The 19,092-nt window shown below is 41.0% G+C and carries 17 protein-coding genes; 5 read left to right on the top strand and 12 right to left on the bottom strand.

What is annotated here, in order from left to right; all coding sequences use genetic code 11:
• The first annotated feature begins 3 nt into the window (after positions 1 to 3).
• The 5 genes from BUA60_RS04860 (at position 4) to BUA60_RS04840 (ending at position 5,491) form a co-directional block, all read left to right on the top strand.
• On the top strand, positions 4 to 426 hold the full coding sequence (locus BUA60_RS04860) for a hypothetical protein (protein WP_072860561.1): 423 nt from the start codon (positions 4 to 6) through the stop codon (positions 424 to 426).
• Positions 404 to 1,507 carry a radical SAM/SPASM domain-containing protein gene (locus tag BUA60_RS04855; RefSeq protein ID WP_072860560.1) on the top strand — a complete coding sequence of 368 codons (1,104 nt, stop codon included), beginning with the start codon at positions 404 to 406 and terminating at the stop codon, positions 1,505 to 1,507. The genes BUA60_RS04860 and BUA60_RS04855 overlap by 23 nt, the downstream gene beginning before the upstream one ends.
• 135 nt (positions 1,508 to 1,642) lie before the next feature.
• Positions 1,643 to 2,683, top strand: a complete 1,041-nt coding sequence (locus BUA60_RS04850) for a putative phage abortive infection protein (protein ID WP_072860559.1) — start codon at positions 1,643 to 1,645, stop codon at positions 2,681 to 2,683.
• Positions 2,680 to 4,299 (top strand): DUF262 domain-containing protein, encoded by a 1,620-nt coding sequence (locus BUA60_RS04845; protein ID WP_072860558.1) that lies wholly within the window; start codon positions 2,680 to 2,682, stop codon positions 4,297 to 4,299. The genes BUA60_RS04850 and BUA60_RS04845 overlap by 4 nt, the downstream gene beginning before the upstream one ends.
• 274 nt (positions 4,300 to 4,573) lie before the next feature.
• A complete protein-coding gene (locus BUA60_RS04840) occupies positions 4,574 to 5,491 on the top strand; it encodes a methylenetetrahydrofolate reductase (protein WP_072860557.1) in 918 nt (305 codons plus the stop codon).
• Positions 5,492 to 6,229: 738 nt separating this feature from the next.
• On the opposite strand, the gene argH is transcribed toward BUA60_RS04840, so the two are convergent.
• The 12 genes from argH to BUA60_RS04780 form a co-directional block, all read right to left on the bottom strand.
• On the bottom strand, positions 6,230 to 7,510 hold the full coding sequence (argH, locus tag BUA60_RS04835; protein ID WP_072860556.1) for an argininosuccinate lyase: 1,281 nt from the start codon (positions 7,508 to 7,510) through the stop codon (positions 6,230 to 6,232).
• Between the two features lie 232 nt (positions 7,511 to 7,742).
• Positions 7,743 to 8,810, bottom strand: a complete 1,068-nt coding sequence (locus BUA60_RS04830) for a M20 family metallo-hydrolase (RefSeq protein ID WP_072860555.1) — start codon at positions 8,808 to 8,810, stop codon at positions 7,743 to 7,745.
• 2 nt (positions 8,811 to 8,812) lie between these two features.
• A complete protein-coding gene (argB, locus tag BUA60_RS04825; RefSeq protein ID WP_072860554.1) occupies positions 8,813 to 9,592 on the bottom strand; it encodes an acetylglutamate kinase in 780 nt (259 codons plus the stop codon).
• 534 nt (positions 9,593 to 10,126) lie between these two features.
• Complete coding sequence (locus BUA60_RS04820; protein ID WP_072860553.1) at positions 10,127 to 10,492, bottom strand: endonuclease domain-containing protein; 366 nt, start codon at positions 10,490 to 10,492, stop codon at positions 10,127 to 10,129.
• Between the two features lie 614 nt (positions 10,493 to 11,106).
• Positions 11,107 to 12,051: a Rossmann-fold NAD(P)-binding domain-containing protein gene (locus tag BUA60_RS04815; protein ID WP_072860552.1), complete on the bottom strand. Its 945-nt coding sequence runs from the start codon at positions 12,049 to 12,051 to the stop codon at positions 11,107 to 11,109.
• Between the two features lie 4 nt (positions 12,052 to 12,055).
• Positions 12,056 to 12,817, bottom strand: coding sequence for a glutamate 5-kinase (proB, locus tag BUA60_RS04810; RefSeq protein WP_031445526.1), 762 nt, complete (start codon positions 12,815 to 12,817; stop codon positions 12,056 to 12,058).
• 36 nt (positions 12,818 to 12,853) lie between these two features.
• Positions 12,854 to 14,050, bottom strand: a complete 1,197-nt coding sequence (locus BUA60_RS04805; protein ID WP_072860551.1) for a glutamate-5-semialdehyde dehydrogenase — start codon at positions 14,048 to 14,050, stop codon at positions 12,854 to 12,856.
• Positions 14,047 to 15,174, bottom strand: coding sequence for an aspartate aminotransferase family protein (locus BUA60_RS04800; protein WP_072860550.1), 1,128 nt, complete (start codon positions 15,172 to 15,174; stop codon positions 14,047 to 14,049). Before BUA60_RS04800 ends, BUA60_RS04805 begins: the two co-directional genes overlap by 4 nt.
• A 59-nt stretch (positions 15,175 to 15,233) precedes the next feature.
• Positions 15,234 to 16,028 carry a pyrroline-5-carboxylate reductase gene (gene proC / locus BUA60_RS04795; RefSeq protein WP_072860549.1) on the bottom strand — a complete coding sequence of 265 codons (795 nt, stop codon included), beginning with the start codon at positions 16,026 to 16,028 and terminating at the stop codon, positions 15,234 to 15,236.
• 113 nt (positions 16,029 to 16,141) lie between these two features.
• Positions 16,142 to 17,116 carry an N-acetyl-gamma-glutamyl-phosphate reductase gene (gene argC, locus BUA60_RS04790; RefSeq protein WP_072860548.1) on the bottom strand — a complete coding sequence of 325 codons (975 nt, stop codon included), beginning with the start codon at positions 17,114 to 17,116 and terminating at the stop codon, positions 16,142 to 16,144.
• Positions 17,109 to 18,299, bottom strand: coding sequence for an argininosuccinate synthase (argG, locus tag BUA60_RS04785; RefSeq protein ID WP_072860547.1), 1,191 nt, complete (start codon positions 18,297 to 18,299; stop codon positions 17,109 to 17,111). The genes argC and argG overlap by 8 nt, the downstream gene beginning before the upstream one ends.
• Before the next feature lie 43 nt (positions 18,300 to 18,342).
• The gene (locus BUA60_RS04780) at positions 18,343 to 18,972 is read right to left on the bottom strand and encodes a GNAT family N-acetyltransferase (protein WP_072860546.1); all 630 of its coding nucleotides are present in this window, start codon (positions 18,970 to 18,972) and stop codon (positions 18,343 to 18,345) included.
• Between the last annotated feature and the right edge of the window lie 120 nt (positions 18,973 to 19,092).

The following is a 19,092-nucleotide window of genomic DNA, read 5'->3' as shown; positions in this document are numbered from 1 at the left end:
TAAATGAAAATAAGATATGACTTCGTAACAAATAGCTCTTCAACTTCATTTGTGATAATCAGTGATGGTGAGTTCAATTTTAAAGACTTCATCGAAGCAATTGGAATAAAAGATGATTCAAATTTCTTAGATATATACAAATCCTTATTCAATGCATTTAAAGATGACATGGAGCCAGCAAGAGTGTATTATGAAAAACACTATTCTGGCGCCTACTCCACATTTGAAGAGTTTATAGAAGAAAGGCTTTGGAAAAGTGGCAAAGAAGTATTACCCAAAATTCTTGAAGCAGAAAAAAATGGTAAAAATGTTTATATAGGTAAACTAAGCAGTGATACTGATGAAACTGAATGCTTCTTTTGCACCGATGATTTCATTATAGAAAGTAGTAATTTATATATCGATGCTCAAGAAGATGGTTGGTAAAAACAAAAATATAGTTCATAAAAAGTATGCAGAGCAGCATTATTCAGTTTTATTTAATAAAAAGACTGGATATTTTGTACGTGCAGAGGAAAAAGGTTATCCAGAACCTCTTTGGGCTATGCACGGGCCAGAATTATTGGATATAAGTATTACTAACTGGTGTGATCAAGGTTGTTCTTTTTGTTATAGAAAATCAACACCAAAAGGAAATCACATGCTGCTTAGCGATTACAAATTAATCATGGAGCAAGCAAAGGAAATGGATGTTTTCCAAGTTGCACTGGGCGGTGGAAATCCAAATCAACATCCCGACTTTATAAGGATACTTGAGACTACTGTTGAACATGGAATTGTTCCATGTTACACCACAAATGGTAGAGGGCTTACCCCTGACATTTTGAAAGCAACAAAAGAATTATGCGGCTCTGTTGCTATTAGTGCTTACGAACCATACACCGAGTTCAGAAAACATCTTGAAAAACTATTTGAATATGGAATAAAAGCAAATGTTCACTTTGTAACGGATAGTCAAACTATCAATACAGCAATTGAATGGTTAAGAAATCCACCAGCTTTCTTGGAAGGAATAAATTCTCTGATATTCCTGAACTATAAACCAATCGGAAGAAAACCCGACATGACCTTGTTACTTAAAGACAAGGTAAAATTAAAAGAATTCTATGGTTTAGTAAACCAAAGTAAAGGTGCTTTGAAAATTGGCTTTGATAGTTGTAGTATCTCAGGAGTAGTAAAATATGTGAATGTGAATTCAGAATTTTACGAGGGTTGTGATGCTGGAAGGTTTTCTGCTTTTGTTGATGAAAATTTAAGAATGATGCCTTGTTCTTTTATGACCAATACTGATTGGTTTGGAGACTTAAGAACAGAAAAAATGATTGACATTTGGCAGAACAATGCCTATTTCAAAAAGTATAGAAATAATATTCTGAACAATGGTTGCACTTCTTGTGCCTTCCAAAAGACTTGCATGGGTGGTTGTCCTTTTATTGAAGAACTATCACAATGCGATTGGAAAGATGAAAGACTTGGGTTCTCATTTGCTCAATCTACACCAAAGTAGAGAAAACATCTATTAGTGATTAAAAAATCATGAAATTGAAATAAAGCCTGCCTATAACAAGGTATATAGTGCATGGCTTCCTAACGTCAGCCACGACACCATATACAGACCGTTGGCGGTAATTAAATAAAAAATATGAGTGAGAATAAAAAAGAGAACAATTCTAAAGATGGATTAGTAGGTCTTATTCTATTTATCCTCGTAATAGCCTTTTGGTATTTCTCATGGCAGTATATTGATAGTAAAGTTATGTCGGATGTTGACACTTTAACAAGTCATGAAGTCCGTGGATTATTTGGTGACAAATTCGGGGCAGTCAATGCACTGTTTTCAGCGCTTGCATTTGCTGGAATAATTTTTACGATACTGCTACAGAAAAGAGAATTAAAGCTACAGAGAGAAGAATTAGAAGAAACGAGAGGTGAATTCATTAAACAAAATGAGACTCTACAAAAGCAAAGATTTGAAAATACCTTTTTCCAGCTCTTATCTCTGCACAACGAGATTGTTGATAAACTGAAAATAAAGCCCATTGATGGAGAAACATATGAGAAAAGGGAGTTTTTCGTGGGTGCAGTTAAGGATTTAAAATATAGAAGTACATGCGAGTATTTTAAGTTTTCTGCTTTGACTAAACTCGAATCAAAGGAGGTAAATGATTTTAAAGGAAATCGAGATATTCAACATGATTTTTTTCACAAACTTGAAAAAGATGAAATAAAGAATCTACAAGGCTTAACTAATCAGGATATTGAAAATTTCATCAGTGAGCCAATTGAAAATAAGGAGGAAATACTTAAAACTGAATATGAAAGGTTTTTTCATAGATATCAATATAATCTCGGACACTACTTCCGAAACCTCTACCATATTTTCAAATATGTACACAAGACAGACTTAATTGGAGATCAAGAAAAGCAGTTCTACTGCAATATTGTAAGAGCTCAATTATCTACGGATGAGTTAGTACTTATTTTCTATAATTCAATGACCCCAATAAATTATTATTCTGATAAACCGAATTTAGGATACCCAAATTTTAAGTACCTCATTGATCAATATGATATCCTACAGAACATGAACTCCAGGTTGTTACTAGACAGAAGACACAAGGAAATTTTCGACAAGAATAGAGTCGAAAAAGAGCCTGAAACATTTAAAATAAAACATTTATGAAGTATAGAGATCCAAAACCAGATATCCAAAGAATTGAGGAGATTGTAAATGGCGTTATCTCTGGAGATATTAGATTACCAAAATTTCAGAGACCTTTTGTTTGGAAAAGAAAAGAAGTAATCAAACTACTCGATAGTATATATAATGGTTATCCAATTGGCAGTATTTTACTTTGGCAATCTTCGGAGGAATTGGCTAGTGAAAGAAACATAGCCGAACTTGAACTGGAGCAGCCATCAGAATACTACCCTACTAATTATCTTCTTGATGGGCAGCAAAGAGTGTCAAGTTTATGTGGAACCTTATTCTGGGACGGTAAAAACTCAAAAAGCCTATGGAATGTTGCTTTTGACTTAGATAAAGAGAGATTTATCTACCCTAAAGATGAATTGAAGATAGAATATTTCCCATTGAACAAATTGCTCAATACTAGTGACTTTATTACACAGTGTAAAGCTTTTGAAGCACATCCGAAAAAGGAAAAACTTTTCAAAAATGCAGAGAAACTTTTAAGGTCAATAAAAGACTACAAAATAGCAGTTGTTAAAATTGGAGAAATGACAATCAATGAAGTGGCTCCTATATTCGAGAGGATAAATAGCACAGGCAGGAAGCTTACAATCGTAGATTTAATGAGGGCAGCAACATGGAAAGGCGATTTTGACTTAAATGACGCCATAAAACAAGTAAATGAAGTCTGTGAAAGTAAAGGTTATTATGATATTTCAGAAAACCACATTTTAAGGAATATTTCGGCTTGTGCCGGACTGGGAATAAATAGAGAAGACGTTGATAAATTAAGAACACTTAATTCGACTGAACTTAAAGAAGCGTCATCCAAATGCAGAGAGGCCTACGATCGTGCTATTCATTTTATTCAGTCCCATTTTCCTCTACCTTCCAGTGCTTTTCTACCTTACAGCTTGCAACTCACCTATATGGTCGAATTCTTTAATAGAACTCAGGAGCCAATGGAAGAGCAAATAAGTCATCTCAAAACTTGGTTCTGGAAAACTTCTATCTCAAGACACTTTGGTGCTTCAAATACGGGTCAAAATTCTCGTGATTTACAGAATATTCGTGATTTCGCAGAAGGTTCAATAAATACTATACCGATTGATAAGGAAATTGGCATAGACAACCTCTGTTTTGATGACTTTAGACTGAATGTAGCTAACAGCAAAACATTTTCTTTGATTTTAGCAATTAACAATCCTATAGACTTTTTTAGTGGAGAAGCCATTGATTTGACCGAGAACTTATCGTCCTTAAGTCGTAATAATTTTGGTTTCTTATCAAACAATAAAGACTTGAATGTAAAAGCATGTATTAATGTATTCCTAAAAGACAGTCATACTATAGACTTGAATGATTTAGAACTTCTAGACTACACAATTAAAAAATTCCCTGAGAAATCTAAGGAAATATTTAATTCTCATTATTTAGATGAATTATGCATTACCTACTTAAAAGAAGGAAAGCATTCCGACTTTATAAATCAAAGGAAGAACTTAATCGCTAATAAAATAATTGACCTACTAGGAAACGAAAGAATTACCAGTCAGGTGGAATATGATCCATATGAAGAAGATGAAGAAGGAAATAGTATAGAATAACTACCGCCAACAAAACCTATACGCAATACCCTTCGGGATACTGCCCACCGCTGGCGCGAGCCTGCCTTAGTCGGGAGACAGGCGTCACGCCTGCCTTGCCTTTAGGCAGGCTCGTGTCTCGGCTGCCCAACTACTCAAAATTATTGCAAACCAATGAACTATAGCATACTATAAAGTGCTAAAAAAGATAGGCTTAAACAAATATATAGGAGCAAGTTGTTATATTCGTTTGTTGTACGGCATGCAAATATTGCTCGCAAATTGAAAGATAATAATGTTAAAAGATAGAATTATCAATAAAGAATCAGGCTTTTTATTTTATGGATTAACTCCTCCTAAGATAAATACTGAGGAAGATAAAGTTGGGATTATTGCTGATAAGCAAGTTAAAAGGCTTAGAGGATTAAAAATTGATGGGTTGGTTTTATACGATATCCAAGATGAATCTTCAAGGACAGATTCTCCGAGACCTTTTCCTTTTATGCCAACCTTGGCTCCTAATTATTACAGTGATAAATATCTTAGCGATTTAAAAGTCCCAAAGATTATTTACAAAAGCGTTGGCAAGTATACTGCTGATGAATTTAGGAGTTGGATTTATCAAAACTCTCATAATATTGATTGTTCCGTTTTTGTAGGTTCTCCATCAAAAAATCAGGTTTCTGGCATTTCGCTTAATGAGGCTTACAAAATAAATCAGCATTCAAATTCCTCAATTTTATTGGGAGGCGTAGCAATTCCCGAACGACATATTAAAAAGGGGGACGAGCATATTCGGCTTTTTGATAAAGTAGATAAGGGATGTAGTTTTTTTATATCCCAATGTGTTTACAGTGTTAATAACACTAAGGATTTCCTCTCAGATTACTATTATACTTCAATTGAGACTGAAAGGGATTTGGTACCGATTATTTTTACGTTGACACCTTGTGGTTCCTTAAAGACCTTGCAGTTTATGGAATGGCTTGGTATTGACATTCCAAAATGGTTAAATAATGATTTAAAGCATTCTAATGATATACTTTCAAAATCAATTGATCTCTGCAAGAATATTGCAATAGAGATACTTGATTATAGTGTAACTAAAAATTTGCCTATTGGATTTAATATTGAAAGTGTAGCAATTAGAAAGGAAGAAATTGAAGCATCGATTGAATTATTAAAGGATATAAAGGGATTGATGAACAGATAAAATGCAAGACCGCACAACAATGCCCCCCGTTGGCGGGAGCCTGCCATGATGTCCTCCCCCTAGCCCCCTCCCAAGGAGGGGGATTTGATTCTCGATAAAACTATCCGATATGTTGGTACCCACGCTGTGCAAAGTCCCCCCGCTGGCGCGAGCCTGCCTTAGTAACTTGGTGTAAAATATACCATGGCTTGGGTTTTCAATCCCTTCCGTCTTCTCCTCCTATTGTCGGAGAATCCACCTTGTCCTCCCGCGGAAAACGCGGGACAGGCTTGCTAAGGGAAGGAGCTCTTTGTTTTCGCCCTAAGCAATGATCATCCTGCCATGATGTCCTCCCCCTAGCCCCCTCCCAAGGAGGGGGATTTAATTCTCGATAAAACTATCCGATATATTGGTACCCACGCTGTGCAAAGTCCCCCCGCTGGCGCGAGCCTGCCTTAGTAACTTGGTGTACAAATACCTTGACTTAGGTTTTCAATCCCTTCCGTCTTCTCCTCCTATTGTCGGAGAATCCACCTTGTCCTCCCGCGGAAAACGCGGGACAGGCATGATAAGGGAAAGAGCTCTTTGTTTTCTGTATTAGTTTGAAAATCAACCGCTCACTGACCAGTGAAAACTGTTCACTTTTTACTGTTCATCGTCTACTTCTCGATACAATTTTATTTCATTTCACTTCATAAAATCACTCGAAGTGACGGACTTTAACCCTCTGTTCACTGTAAACTGTTTACTGATTGCTGATCAGGAAATCTTGTCCATTTTCTTTCTGATCTCTGCCAGACAAAGATTGCCAAAACTGCCTTCGTGGCTGTGGCGTATGTCCCTTTTGGGAGTAAAGGTGCCTTCGTTGATCTCCTTGCCCATTTTCTTATAGGCATCACGGAAGGGCATACCGCTCAATACCAGCTCGTTCAGGGTATCCACACTAAACAAATAGTCGTATTTGGGATCGTCCAAAATGTTTTCGTTGACCCGTATTTCCTTTAAACTAAAGGTCATGATCTCCAAACAGGCCTTTAGGTCCTGTATGGCAGGTACTATCACCTCTTTTACCAATTGCAGGTCCCTGTGGTAGCCACTTGGCAGGTTGTTGGTGATCAGGATCAGTTGGTTAGGCACGGTCTGGAGTCGGTTGCACTTACCGCGCACCAGTTCAAACACATCCGGATTCTTTTTATGGGGCATAATACTGGAACCTGTGGTAAGCTCATCCGGGAAGGAGACAAAATTAAAGTTCTGGCTCATATACAGACAGATGTCCATCGCCATTTTGGAAAGGGTGGCGGCAATACTGCTCATACCAAAGGCTGCTGCCTTCTCTACCTTGCCACGGCCCATTTGTGCGGCCACTACATTGTATTTCATGGTTTCAAAGCCCATTTCCTCGGTGGTAAAACTACGGTCTATAGGGAAGGAACTTCCATAACCGGCGGCACTGCCTAGGGGATTTTGGTCGGCTACCTTATAGGCGGCATCCACAAAATACAGATCGTCTACCAAACTTTCGGCATAGGCGGAAAACCAAAGTCCAAAGGAAGAGGGCATAGCCACCTGTAAATGGGTATAGCCAGGCAACATCACTTTCTTGTGCTTGTCCGCCAAATTTAAAAGAAGGTGGAACAGGTCCTTGGTCTGGTCCTTGATTTCCGTTAATTCGTTCTTTAGGTACAAATGCATGGCCACCAAAACCTGATCGTTCCTGGAACGGGCGGTGTGAATCTTTTTACCGGCATCGCCCAACCTAAGGGTAAGCAGGAACTCAATTTTGGAATGCATGTCCTCAAAACTGTCCTCTATGGTAAAGGTGCCGTTTTCTATAGTCTTGGCAATTTTATCCAGCTCGGCTACCAAAGAATCGGTTTCCTTAAGCGTCAACAGACCAATTTTACCCAGCATTTTGGCATGTGCCTTGGAGGCGATTACGTCGTATTTTGCCAAAAGCAAATCCAGTTCCCTATCATTGCCCACCGTGAAATGGTCTATTTTTTTGTCGGTGCTAAATCCTTTGTCCCAAAGTTTCATCTATTTTTCAATTATCAATTAACAATTAGCAATAAACAATGCTTGTGTTAACGGGTTAATTTATACTATTTATCTTTTAATGTTTCTAATAAGTCAAATGATGTTCGCCTTTAAACTCTTTATAAGATTAGGAAGTTCGTTTTGGCACGGTTCATTTGTCGTTTTTATTTGTTTTTTTAAAGGTCAATTACAATGAACAAACCAACATTGTTAATTGTTCATTGCTCACTGTTTATTGTTTCAGGAATCCCTGTAAGATCTTAATATACAAATCTATTCCTTCTTCTATTTCCGCTACATAAATAAATTCGTCCGCAGAGTGACTACGGGTACTATCGCCAGGCCCCAATTTTAAGGACTGACAATATAAGGCCGCCTGATCCGAAAGGGTAGGCGAACCATAGCTGCTTCTGCCCAAGGCCAAGCCCGACTTTACCAAGGGATGCTCCTTATTGATGGAAGAGGAATTTAAACGCAACGAACGGGGCTTTACCTCACAGGGGGCTTCGGCAGTAAGTATGTCCGCTATTTCCTTGTTGGAGTAACAGTCGTTTACCCGTACATCTATCACCAAATCCACATGTCCGGGCACCACATTGTGCTGATTCCCGGCACTTATCTGGGTTACCGTAAGCTTTACTTCCCCCAGCACTTCCGATACCTTGGGAAACTTATAGTCCTTAAACCACTGCAGTACCTCAATGGTATTGTAAATGGCATTATTATCGTTGGGGTGGGCAGCATGGGATGGTGTTCCACTGACCTTGCCTTCAAAAACCACCAAACCTTTTTCAGCAATGGCCAAATTCATCAAGGTGGGCTCCCCCACTATGGCCACATCTATTTTTGGAAGGATGAGCAACATACTGTTGAGTCCGTTGGGACCGGAACTTTCCTCTTCCGCAGAGGCTACGAGCACTATATTATGGCTCAGGTTTTCCTGGTCATAAAAATGGGTGAAGGTAGCGATCAGGGATACCAGGCATCCGCCGGCATCGTTACTGCCCAGTCCAAATAATTTTCCATCCTCAATATGTGGATGAAAGGGGTCTTTGGTATAGGCCGAATTGGGTTTTACTGTATCGTGATGGGAGTTGAGCAGCAGCAAAGGCTTGCTCTCGTCATAGTATTTGTTAAAGGCATAAACATTGTTCTTTTCCCTTTTAAAAGGGATCTCGAACTTTTTAAACCATGCCTCAATAGCATCTGCCGTCTTATCTTCTTCGGAGGAAAACGACTGAATTGAAATCAATTCCTGTAACAATGCAATAGCCTTTTCCGTAAGTATTTGTTGATCCATGTTTATAGGGTAATTGTGGTAAACAAAGTAGCATTAGGGTTTAACATATCCAAATCCCCAATACAGACCTTGCCCACATTTTTATGAAGCGCATGGAAGCAATTTTCCAATTTTGGCAGCATGCCATCCGCTATAATTTTCTTTTCCAATAGTTCTTGATAGTTCTTAGGTTCCAAGTGTTTTACTACCGAGGTCTCGTCCGAAATATCCATCAACACCCCTTTCTTCTCAAAGCAATAGTAGAGCGTGGTGTCATACTTACCGCTCATCCCAATAGCCACTTCCGAAGCAATGGTATCGGCATTGGTGTTCAGCAATTGCCCTTCCTTGTTATGGGTAATGGCGCAAAACACCGGAACAAAGTCGGCCTGCAACAATTTATCAATGGCCCCTGCATTTACTTCCTCCACATCCCCGGCAAATCCGTAGTCTATTTCACGGACCGGTCTTTTTACGGCTCGGATGGTATTGCCATCGGCCCCACTGAGCCCTATGGCATTGGCGCCCCTGGCCTGCAGTTGTGCCACAATATTCTTGTTGGCCAATCCGCCGTAGACCATGGTGATTACTTTTAGTCCCTCTTCATCGGTAATTCGTCTCCCGCCTACCAATTTGGATTCTATGCCCAATTTTTCAGCGATCTGGGTAGCTAGTTTGCCACCGCCGTGCACCAAAATCTTAGGGCCTTGCATGGCAGAAAAGGAATCCAGGAATTTATTGAGTTCGGTTTCGTTCTCAATTACGTTCCCGCCAATTTTTATTATAGATAGTTTTTGTTTCATCTCTTTTTTTACTTTCCGCTTGGGTCTCTGTTTTTATCTGGCCAGCTCTTTCTGTCCTTTTATTGAGGTCTCTCCCAATAGGTCTCGACTCCGCCTGCCTACCAATAGGTAGGTGTAGCGTGGCAATCTGTTTTTATATTCAAGAGATTGCTTCGTCCCTTTCGCTCAAAACAAACAGCCTTTGGTTTCAATCCCTTCCGTCCTCTCCTCCTATCGTCGGAGAAGCCACCTTCCCTTGCCAAGGGAAGGAGCCTTGTTAACATTTCAAAATTATATTTATTACTCATATCAAATAGCTCCCCTCTTGGAACGAAGAGGGGAATGAATTTCACCGTCAACAGCGGGGAAAGAAAGGGGAGCCTGCCTTGCCGTCAGGCAGATTCGAAATCTCCCACTTCTGATTTTATCCCGACACTTCTTTATTCATAAATACTTATCATCAGAACCTTCCGTCTTCAACTCCCATTGTTGGAGAACTTATCTCCCTTCGCACATTCGATTCCGTTCAGTACAAGTCTGAAGAGAGAAGCTTATTTAGGTTTTAAAATTATCTTTTATTTCACTTAATACCGATTCTAAATGATCAAATACCATTTTGTTTTCAAATCGAATCACTTTGTAACCCATTTCATTAAAAAAGGAAGTTCTTTTTTCATCATAGTCCATGGCCAGGGGATTGTTGTGGATTTCTCCATCCAACTCCACAATTAAACGCTCCGATGCACAATAAAAATCCACCACATATTTTGAAATACTATGCTGCCTAGTAAATCTTCTGCCTTCAAGTTGACGTGAACTTAATTGCTTCCATAGAAAAGCCTCGGCCGGAGACAGATTGGAACGAAGCTCACTCCTGAATCCTGCAAGTTCTTTTTTTGTATGTAGCTTATCTTTTGTCATTCCTTTTTTACAGCTCGCAAAACTTTCGTTCTTATTCCAAAATCCGTGATTTCAGAACCCTCCGTCTTCGCTTGGGGCCAAGCCACCTTCCTTCGCACTTCGACTCCGCTCAGCACAAGTCTGAACGGAGGAGCAATATTCGTATTTCAAAATTATATTTTTTTACTCAAACCAAACAGCTCCCCTCTTGGAACGAAGAGGGGAATGAATAATACCGCCAACAGCGGGGAAAGAAAGGGGAGTTTGAAATCCCTACTATTTGGTCCAAACCCAAACTTTCTCTTTTGTTCCTATACCCGCGCTTTCAGAACCCTCCGTCTTCGCTTGGGGCGAAGCCACCTCCCTTCATCTGAAGGGAGGAGCTATGTTTGTATTTCAAAATTATATTTTTGCTCAAATTAAACCACTTTCCACTGTGCAAAGTCTCCTAGCTTGGCACTACATAAAACAATTAGAACACAACAACTAACCTTTGGTTTCAATCCCTTCCGTCTTCTCCTCCTATCGTCGGAGAAGCCACCTTGTCCTCCCGCGGAAAACGCGGGACAGGCTTGCTAAGGGAAGGAGCCCCTTATTTTCGTCATTCACTGTTCACTGTTCACTGACAACTGTGCCTAAGCACCCAGACTCTCCAGCAACTTCTTCAGCACGATCTGTGCGGAAAAGGTCCTGTTGTTGGCCTGTTGAATCACCAAGGAATTGGGCCCGTCAAGAACCTCATCGGCCACCACTACATTTCGTCTTACGGGCAGGCAGTGCATAAACTTGGCATTGCCCAACTTTTTATTGGTCATGGTCCACTTTTTATCCTGGTTCATCACCTTCCCATAATCCTGATAGCTACTCCAGTTTTTAACATAGACAAAATCGGCATCTTCCAAAGCCTTGTCCTGATCGTATTCTATTTTGGCACCCTTGGTCACCTCCGGATTTAGATCGTATCCTTTGGGGTGGGTAATTACAAAATCGGCCTCCTGCAAATGCATCATTTCCACAAAGGAATTGGCCACTGCATGTGGCAATGCCTTGGGATGCGGTGCCCATGATAAAACCACTTTTGGCCTTTTCTTGGTATTGTTTTCCGCAAGGGTAATGGCATCTGCCAAAGCCTGTAACGGATGGCCCACCGAACTTTCCATATTCACTACGGGTATCCCGGCATACTTTTTAAAACCGTTCATGACCACTTCGGCCTCGTCCTTTTCCTTATCGGACAAGGAGGCAAAGGCCCTGATAGCCACTATATCGCAATATTGTGCCACTACCTGTGCAGCTTCCTTGATGTGCTCGGAAGTGCCCTGATCCATGATAGTGCCGTCTCCATATTCCAATGCCCATCCTTCACTTCCAAAGTTCATTACTATAACCTCCATCCCCAAGTTCATGGCCGCTTTCTGTGTGCTTAAACGGGTTCTTAGGCTATTGTTAAAGAATAACAAACATATGGTCTTGGTCTCTCCCAAGGCTTTGAATTGAAGCGGATTCGCCTTTAATGATCTAGCTTCTTCTACCCATTGTGGTAGGGAATCGATATCTTTTAAGGATAAATAGTGTTGCATTTTTTTATTTTATGGTTGTAAAAGCGGTTTTGTTTTCTAGGGCATCGATGATAAAATTGTCCTGTAGGCCATTTACGATCCAAGTCTCTACATTGGCCTGTCTGGCTATATTGGCCGCCTCGATCTTGGATTCCATTCCCCCTGTTCCATGGGAGGATTTGGAGCTACTGACCTCCTTTTGCAGATCGTCCAAGTTGCTCACCAACCTAATGGTTTCGGGCTTCTTGTTAATGAACGACTCCTTGGTGTAAATGCCATCGGTATTGGTAGCAATGATCAAGAGATCTACCTTCATCAAGGCAGCAGTCAATGCCGCCAATTTATCATTGTCCCCAAACTTGATCTCATCGGTCGCTACCGTATCGTTCTCATTAATGATGGGGATAAAATTATTGGCTACCAGTACGTTGATGGTATTGCAGATATTTTCTTTGGAAACTTCCCTTTCAAAGTCGGAATAGGACAAAAGACATTGGGAGGTAAACAATCCCAATTCCCTGAAATTCTCTTGAAAAATTCGCATCAAATGGGGTTGCCCAATGGATGCCAAGGCCTGTTTAACGGTAATCTCCTGCCCATTGTGTTCCAATTTCACGAATTGCTTGGCTGCGGCTATGGCCCCGGAACTTACAATGATGAATTCGTAACTGTCCTTAAGTTTTGCTATCTGCCTACCAATATCCTCAATTTTTCCCCTGGAGATATGGTCCGTTTCCTTGGTGAGGGTATTGGATCCTATTTTTAATAATATTCTTTTCTTCTGCATGCTCTTTTTTTTAGACCTATTGTTCAGGTCTGGCTACTACCTTATTTGTCCATCGCCCTTTACATACCATTTATTGGTCACCAAATGCTGTAGACCAATGGGCCCCCTTTGGTGCAATTTATCGGTGCTGATGGCCAATTCCCCGCCCAGTCCAAATTGTCCCCCATCCGTAAAGCGGGTTGAAACATTATGATATACTGCCGCGGAATCAACGGAATTCATAAAAAGGTCGGCTTCTGGCCCTTCTTCCGTAACGATAACGGCGGAATGTCCTCCGCCATAGGTATTTATTTTCTCTATGGCTTCTTCGGTACTGCCCACTTCCCCTATAAGGATCTTATAATCCAAAAATTCTTCAAACCAGCTTTCCTCTCCAGTAATTTCGGAAGTCCCCTCTGTTTTGGCCAGGCTGTTATCTACCAGTATTTCTACTTTCTTCGCTTTTAATTCAGCTATCAAATCTTTTATAAAAGCTTCCTTGTTGGGCAGTTCACTATCTACCAACACCTTATCCAAGGCATTACAGGCCGATATCTTTGTGGTTTTGGCGTTCAGGATAATGGACATTGCCTTTTTTAGGTCCGCCTTGGGATGTACGTAAAGAAAGTTATTTCCCCTACCACTGACAATCACGGGACAGGTAGCATGTTTTTTGGTAAAAGCGATCAGCTTTTCCCCTCCACGTGGTACTATCAGGTCCAGCTTTTGGGTAGGCTTTTCCAAAAAGGCCTGGGTCTGTTCCCTATTAAATTCCAGGTAAGTGACCCAATCCTTGGAAATGCCGTGTTGCTCCAAGGACTTATGCCAGAAATTCACCAATACCAAATTGCTTTGAAGCGATTCCTTACCGCCCTTCAACAATATTTTATTGCCCGATTTAAAGGCAATGGCAGCAGCTTCTATGGTAACATCGGGCCTGGATTCATAAATGATCAGGACCGTGCCAAAAGGGGCAGTTTTATTGCTAACGTGCATCCCATTTTCATGGGTAAAATTAAATCGCTCCAAGCCCAAGGGATCTTCCTGCCCTGCCAACTGTTGCAGGGATAGGATCATACCATCAATTTTGGCATCGTCCACCTTGAGTCGGTCGTACATGGCCAAATCATCGCCATTATAGGCCTCGAGGTCCTTTTTATTCACCTCCAGGATGGTATTTCGTTCCGCATCGATCAGCTGTGCCATGGTATTTAGCACCGCATTACGTTGGGCTATCTCCAAATACAAACTCATGCCAATTCCTTTTTTAAGGCATCAAAAAACTGATCCAAATTTTCCTTGGTAATATTCAACGCCGGTAATACTCTCAATACATGTTTGTCACTGGCACCGCCAGTGAACATAAATTGGTTGTGGATGAGTTTCTTTCGTAGCTCCGCCACTTCAAAATCAAATTCCAGTCCCAACATAAGCCCCATTCCCTTTACCCTTTTTACTTGTGGAATGGAGGCTGCCTTTTCCTTAAAGTATTCAAAGAGATTGGCAGCATTTTCCAATAAATTTTCTTTTTCGATGACTTCCAAAACGGCCAATCCGGCTGCACAGGCCAAATGATTCCCGCCAAAAGTGGTCCCCAACATTCCATAGGAAGCTTTGATGCTATCATGGATCAGGACGCCACCAATGGGAAATCCGTTGCCCATACCCTTGGCTACGGTAATAATGTCCGGTTTAATGCCAAAGTGTTGGAAAGCAAAGAACTTACCGCTTCTTCCATAACCACATTGCACCTCGTCCGCAATTAACAAGGCCCCATTTTCCTTACAGAGTGCGGCTATATTTTGATAAAACTCTTGGGAAGGCTGGTCCAGACCCCCTACCCCTTGAATGGTCTCTATAATTACAGCACATACATCCCCTTTGGAAATCTCGCTTTTAAAAGCGGCCAAATCCTCGAAGGGAAGTATGCTTACCTTTTGTTGCTTGTTTAGGGGTGCATTTATTTTTTCATTGTCAGTGGCGGCCACAGCTGCGGAGGTTCTCCCATGAAAACCATGTTTAAAGGCAATTACACGGGATTTTCCTGTTTGGAACGATGCCAGTTTTAAGGCATTTTCGTTGGCCTCTGCCCCAGAATTGCAGAGGAAGAGATTGTAATCTTCACAGCCCGAAAGTTCCCCCAGTTTATGTGCCAAGGCCTCCTGAACGGGATTCTGGATAGCATTGCTATAAAAACCGATCTTGTCCAACTGCTCCTTCAATCTTTTCACATAATGTGGATGGGAATGTCCTATGGAAATTACGGCATGTCCGCCGTAGAAATCCAAATACTCCTGGCCTTTATCATCGGTAACCACTATTCCCTTGGCCGAAACGGGAGTAACGTTATATAAAGGGTATACATCAAATAATTCCATCTTCTATATTGTATTATGAACCTCCCCTGTAAACTAACCTTGAAGGTTTAAGGTAGAGGCTATCCTTTTTTTATTTCGTTTATCTTGTCAAATGAGGCTACTATTCCCCTGATCAGGGAGGAGCTTAGTCCTTGGTGTTCCATTTCGTTCAATCCGGAAATGGTACATCCCCTTGGGGTAGTTACCTTATCTATTTCATTTTCTGGGTGACTGTCAGATTCTATCAACAGACTAGCAGCCCCATTACAGGTATGCATGGCCAATTCCTGTGCTTCCTTGGCATCGAATCCCAATTGAATGGCCCCTTGGGTGGTGGCTCTAATCAATCGCATCCAAAACGCAATTCCACTGGCACAAATAACGGTTGCGGCCTGCATCTGGTCTTCCGGAATTTGCATGGAATGCCCCATACGGTTAAAAATTGCCTTGGCCAGGTCTACCCTCTTGGTGCCTTTCTCGTTACTACAAATACAGGTCATGGATTTTCCCACAGAAATAGCCGTATTGGGCATGGCACGAATAATATAGTGATCCGGCCCAATAACTTCTTCCATTCTGGCAATACTAAACCCGGTAATGGTGGAAATAATAACATGCTTGTCCGTAAGGATGTCCTTTACTTCTGCCAAAATTTTTACAAATTGGCCCGGCTGTACCGCAAAAATCAGGATATCAGATTTGGATACAGCTTCCCTGTTATCCGTAGTGGTGGTAACTATTCCGTATTTTTCAATTTCCTTAAGCCCGCTAAGATTTCTCTTGGTAAGGACCATGGAAGTGGCCCCATTGGTACTCAATATGCCTTTGGCTATGGATAGACCTAAATTACCTGCTCCAATAATGGCTATTTTCATTCCTTAATTATTATTTGTTTCCCTCCCACTACAGTAGGAATGGTTGATTGGTTTATGTTTAGTTGATCGGTTTACCATTTCCCACTACCGTGGGTCCACCGTAACAGCCGATATTAAAATACGCCCGCTTTTAATTGCAGGCCTTCCGTTTCCTTAAATCCGAACGCCAAGTTCATATTCTGAACTGCCTGCCCGGATGCCCCTTTCAACAAATTGTCTATGGCAGAGGTAATCAATAGGGTATTGTTGTGCTTGTGCAAATGAATATGGCATTGATTGGTATTCACCACCTGCTTTAGGTTGATGTCTTCCTCCGTCACCTGGGTAAAGGCGGCATCCTTGTAAAATTCGTTATACAGTTCATAGGCCTCTTCCAAACTACCTTCAAAATCGGTATAGGCCGTAGCCAAAATTCCCCTGGTAAAATTTCCCCTATTGGGCAGGAAGAAAATTTCCCCGGAATTATCTTGAAGACTGTGGAGACTTTCATTTATTTCCCCCAAGTGCTGGTGCGTAAATGGCTTATACCAGGAAACGTTATTGTTCCTCCAGCTAAAATGTGAGGTAGGTGAAAGGCTTACCCCCGCCCCTGTACTTCCGGTTACTGCATTGACATGTACCGGCCTGTCCAATTTATGGGCCTTTGCCAAGGGCAGTAGCGCCAACTGAATAGCCGTGGCAAAACAACCAGGATTCGCAATATATTTTGCCTTTTTAATTTCTTCCTTTTTCAGTTCGGGCAAGCCATAAACAAAGGTTTTCCCATCCAGAACGGCATCGGCCTCCAACCTAAAATCATTGCTCAAATCTATGATCCTAGTGTTTTCGGAGATCTCATTTTCCTTTAAAAAACTAGTGGAGTTCCCATGACCAAGACAAAGAAATACTACATCCACATCCTTGTTTACCGCTCCTGTAAATACAAGATCGGTAACCCCCAACAGGTCCGGATGTGCCGTGGTAATCTTTTTACCTGCCCTAGTGGTACTAAAAACAAAATCTATGGTTGCATTGGGATGGTTCAGGAGGATTCTGATGAGTTCCCCACCAGTATAGCCTGAACCACCTATAATTCCTGCCTTAATCATTATTCTGATTTACGTGGTTATATATTTTTCCTGCATTGGAAAGAATTTTTATAAATCCTTTGGCGTCATCCGCTGTCCATCCTTTGTTCATCTCCCCATAGCTTCCGAAAGAGGCATTCATAAGGTCGTGGGGCGAAGATATTCCGTCCAACTCAAAACGATATGGGTGCAGGCTAACAAAGACATCACCGCTTACATTCTTTTGGGTATCGGTCAGGAAGGCCTCGATATTTCGCATAACCTCATCCAAATAATTCCCTTCGTGCAACAACATGCCGTAGAAATTGCCCTGCATTTCCTTTTGGTACTGCTGCCATTTGGTTAAGGTGTGTTTTTCCAGCAAATGATGGGCTTTGATAATGATCAAGGAAGCAGGTGCTTCAAACCCTACCCTTCCTTTTATACCAATAATGGTATCCCCAACATGGATATCCCTACCAATGGCATATTTGGAAGCAATGGCCTCCAATTTAATAATATTGTTTACTGGGGTATCGTTATCGCCGTCCAAAGCAATTAATTCCCCCTTATGGAAAGTAAGCTTTACCTGAGTGGGCTCTGTTTCTTGTAATTGGCTTGGATAGGCAGTATCCGGTAAAGACTTGTGGGAGGTAAGTGTTTCCTCGCCCCCTACGGAAGTTCCCCATAAACCCCTATTGATAGAGTATTTTGCCTTCTCCCATGGGTAATCTACCCCGTTCTGCTTTAAATATTCAATTTCTACCTCCCTGGCCAATTTGTTATCCCGTATTGGGGTAATAATTTCTATCTCCGGTGCAATGATCTGGAAGATCATGTCAAACCTAACCTGATCGTTCCCGGCCCCGGTACTACCGTGGGCAATATATTTGGCACCAACTTTTTTGGCGTAGTTTACGATTTCAATGGCCTGCACTATTCGCTCTGCACTTACGGATAATGGATAGGTATTGTTCTTTAATACATTACCAAAAATCAAGTACTTTACTACTTTTTCATAAAAAGTGTTTACAGCATCAATGGAAGTGTAGGAAGTGGCCCCCAATTCCAAGGCCTTTTTATGAATGCTCTCTATTTCTTCCTTTGAAAACCCCCCAGTATTCACACTTACGGCATGTACTTCAAATCCTTGATCCTTTGACAAATACTTGGCACAATAGGAAGTATCCAATCCACCACTATACGCTAAAACTAATTTTTTCATGCTAAACTATTATTATTTTTATTTACTCAGCAGTACTTTACTACTACTTTGTTTTCTTGTTTAGGAACAGACTTTCCTTTATACTTTTTAATCTTTGAAAGGCCTTGGAATTCAATTTTTCCTTGGGCTCCTTTTGAGCCTCCTTGGCTTTGGTTTCCGGATCGTACAGCATTCCTGTACAAAGACACATTTTTTGTTCCGTCCTCGTTAGGATATCGAAATTTTTACAGGTCTGACAGCCTTTCCAAAACTCCGGATCGGTAGTAAGTTCCGAAAAAGTCACTGGTTTATAGCCCAGTTCATAATTCATCTTCATCACTGCCAAGCCCGTAGTGATCCCAAAAATTTTGGCATTGGGAAACTTTCTTCTGGAAAGTTCAAAAATCTCCTTTTTTATTTTCTTGGCCAAGCCTTGATTCCTGTAATCAGGATGTACTATAAGACCTGAATTGGCTACAAATTTTTCATGTCCCCAAACCTCAATATAACAGAAACCGGCAAACTTATCGCCGTCCAGGGCAATAATGGCGTTGCCGTTATGCAGTCTTTTTTGAATATATTCAGGAGTACGCTTGGCAATCCCGGTACCGCGTACTTTGGCCGACTCTGCAATGGTTTCGCAGATGACCTCGGCATATTTAAAATGGGAATCGTTAGCAATAACAATTTTCATTGAATGTTGCTTTTAAAATTAAAATTAAAATTTATTTTTTTTGAGAGGGAAATGGACTCACCTATTTCCATAAAAGAAGCGCACCCTTACGGGCGACGACGTGTAGGCGTAAATGAATAA

This window comes from Arenibacter palladensis, assembly GCF_900129275.1.
In the GTDB taxonomy this organism is placed as follows: Bacteria; Bacteroidota; Bacteroidia; order Flavobacteriales; family Flavobacteriaceae; genus Arenibacter; species Arenibacter palladensis.
The sequence above is the reverse complement of the archived record's forward strand: the minus strand, read 5'-3'. Positions and strand labels throughout refer to the sequence as shown.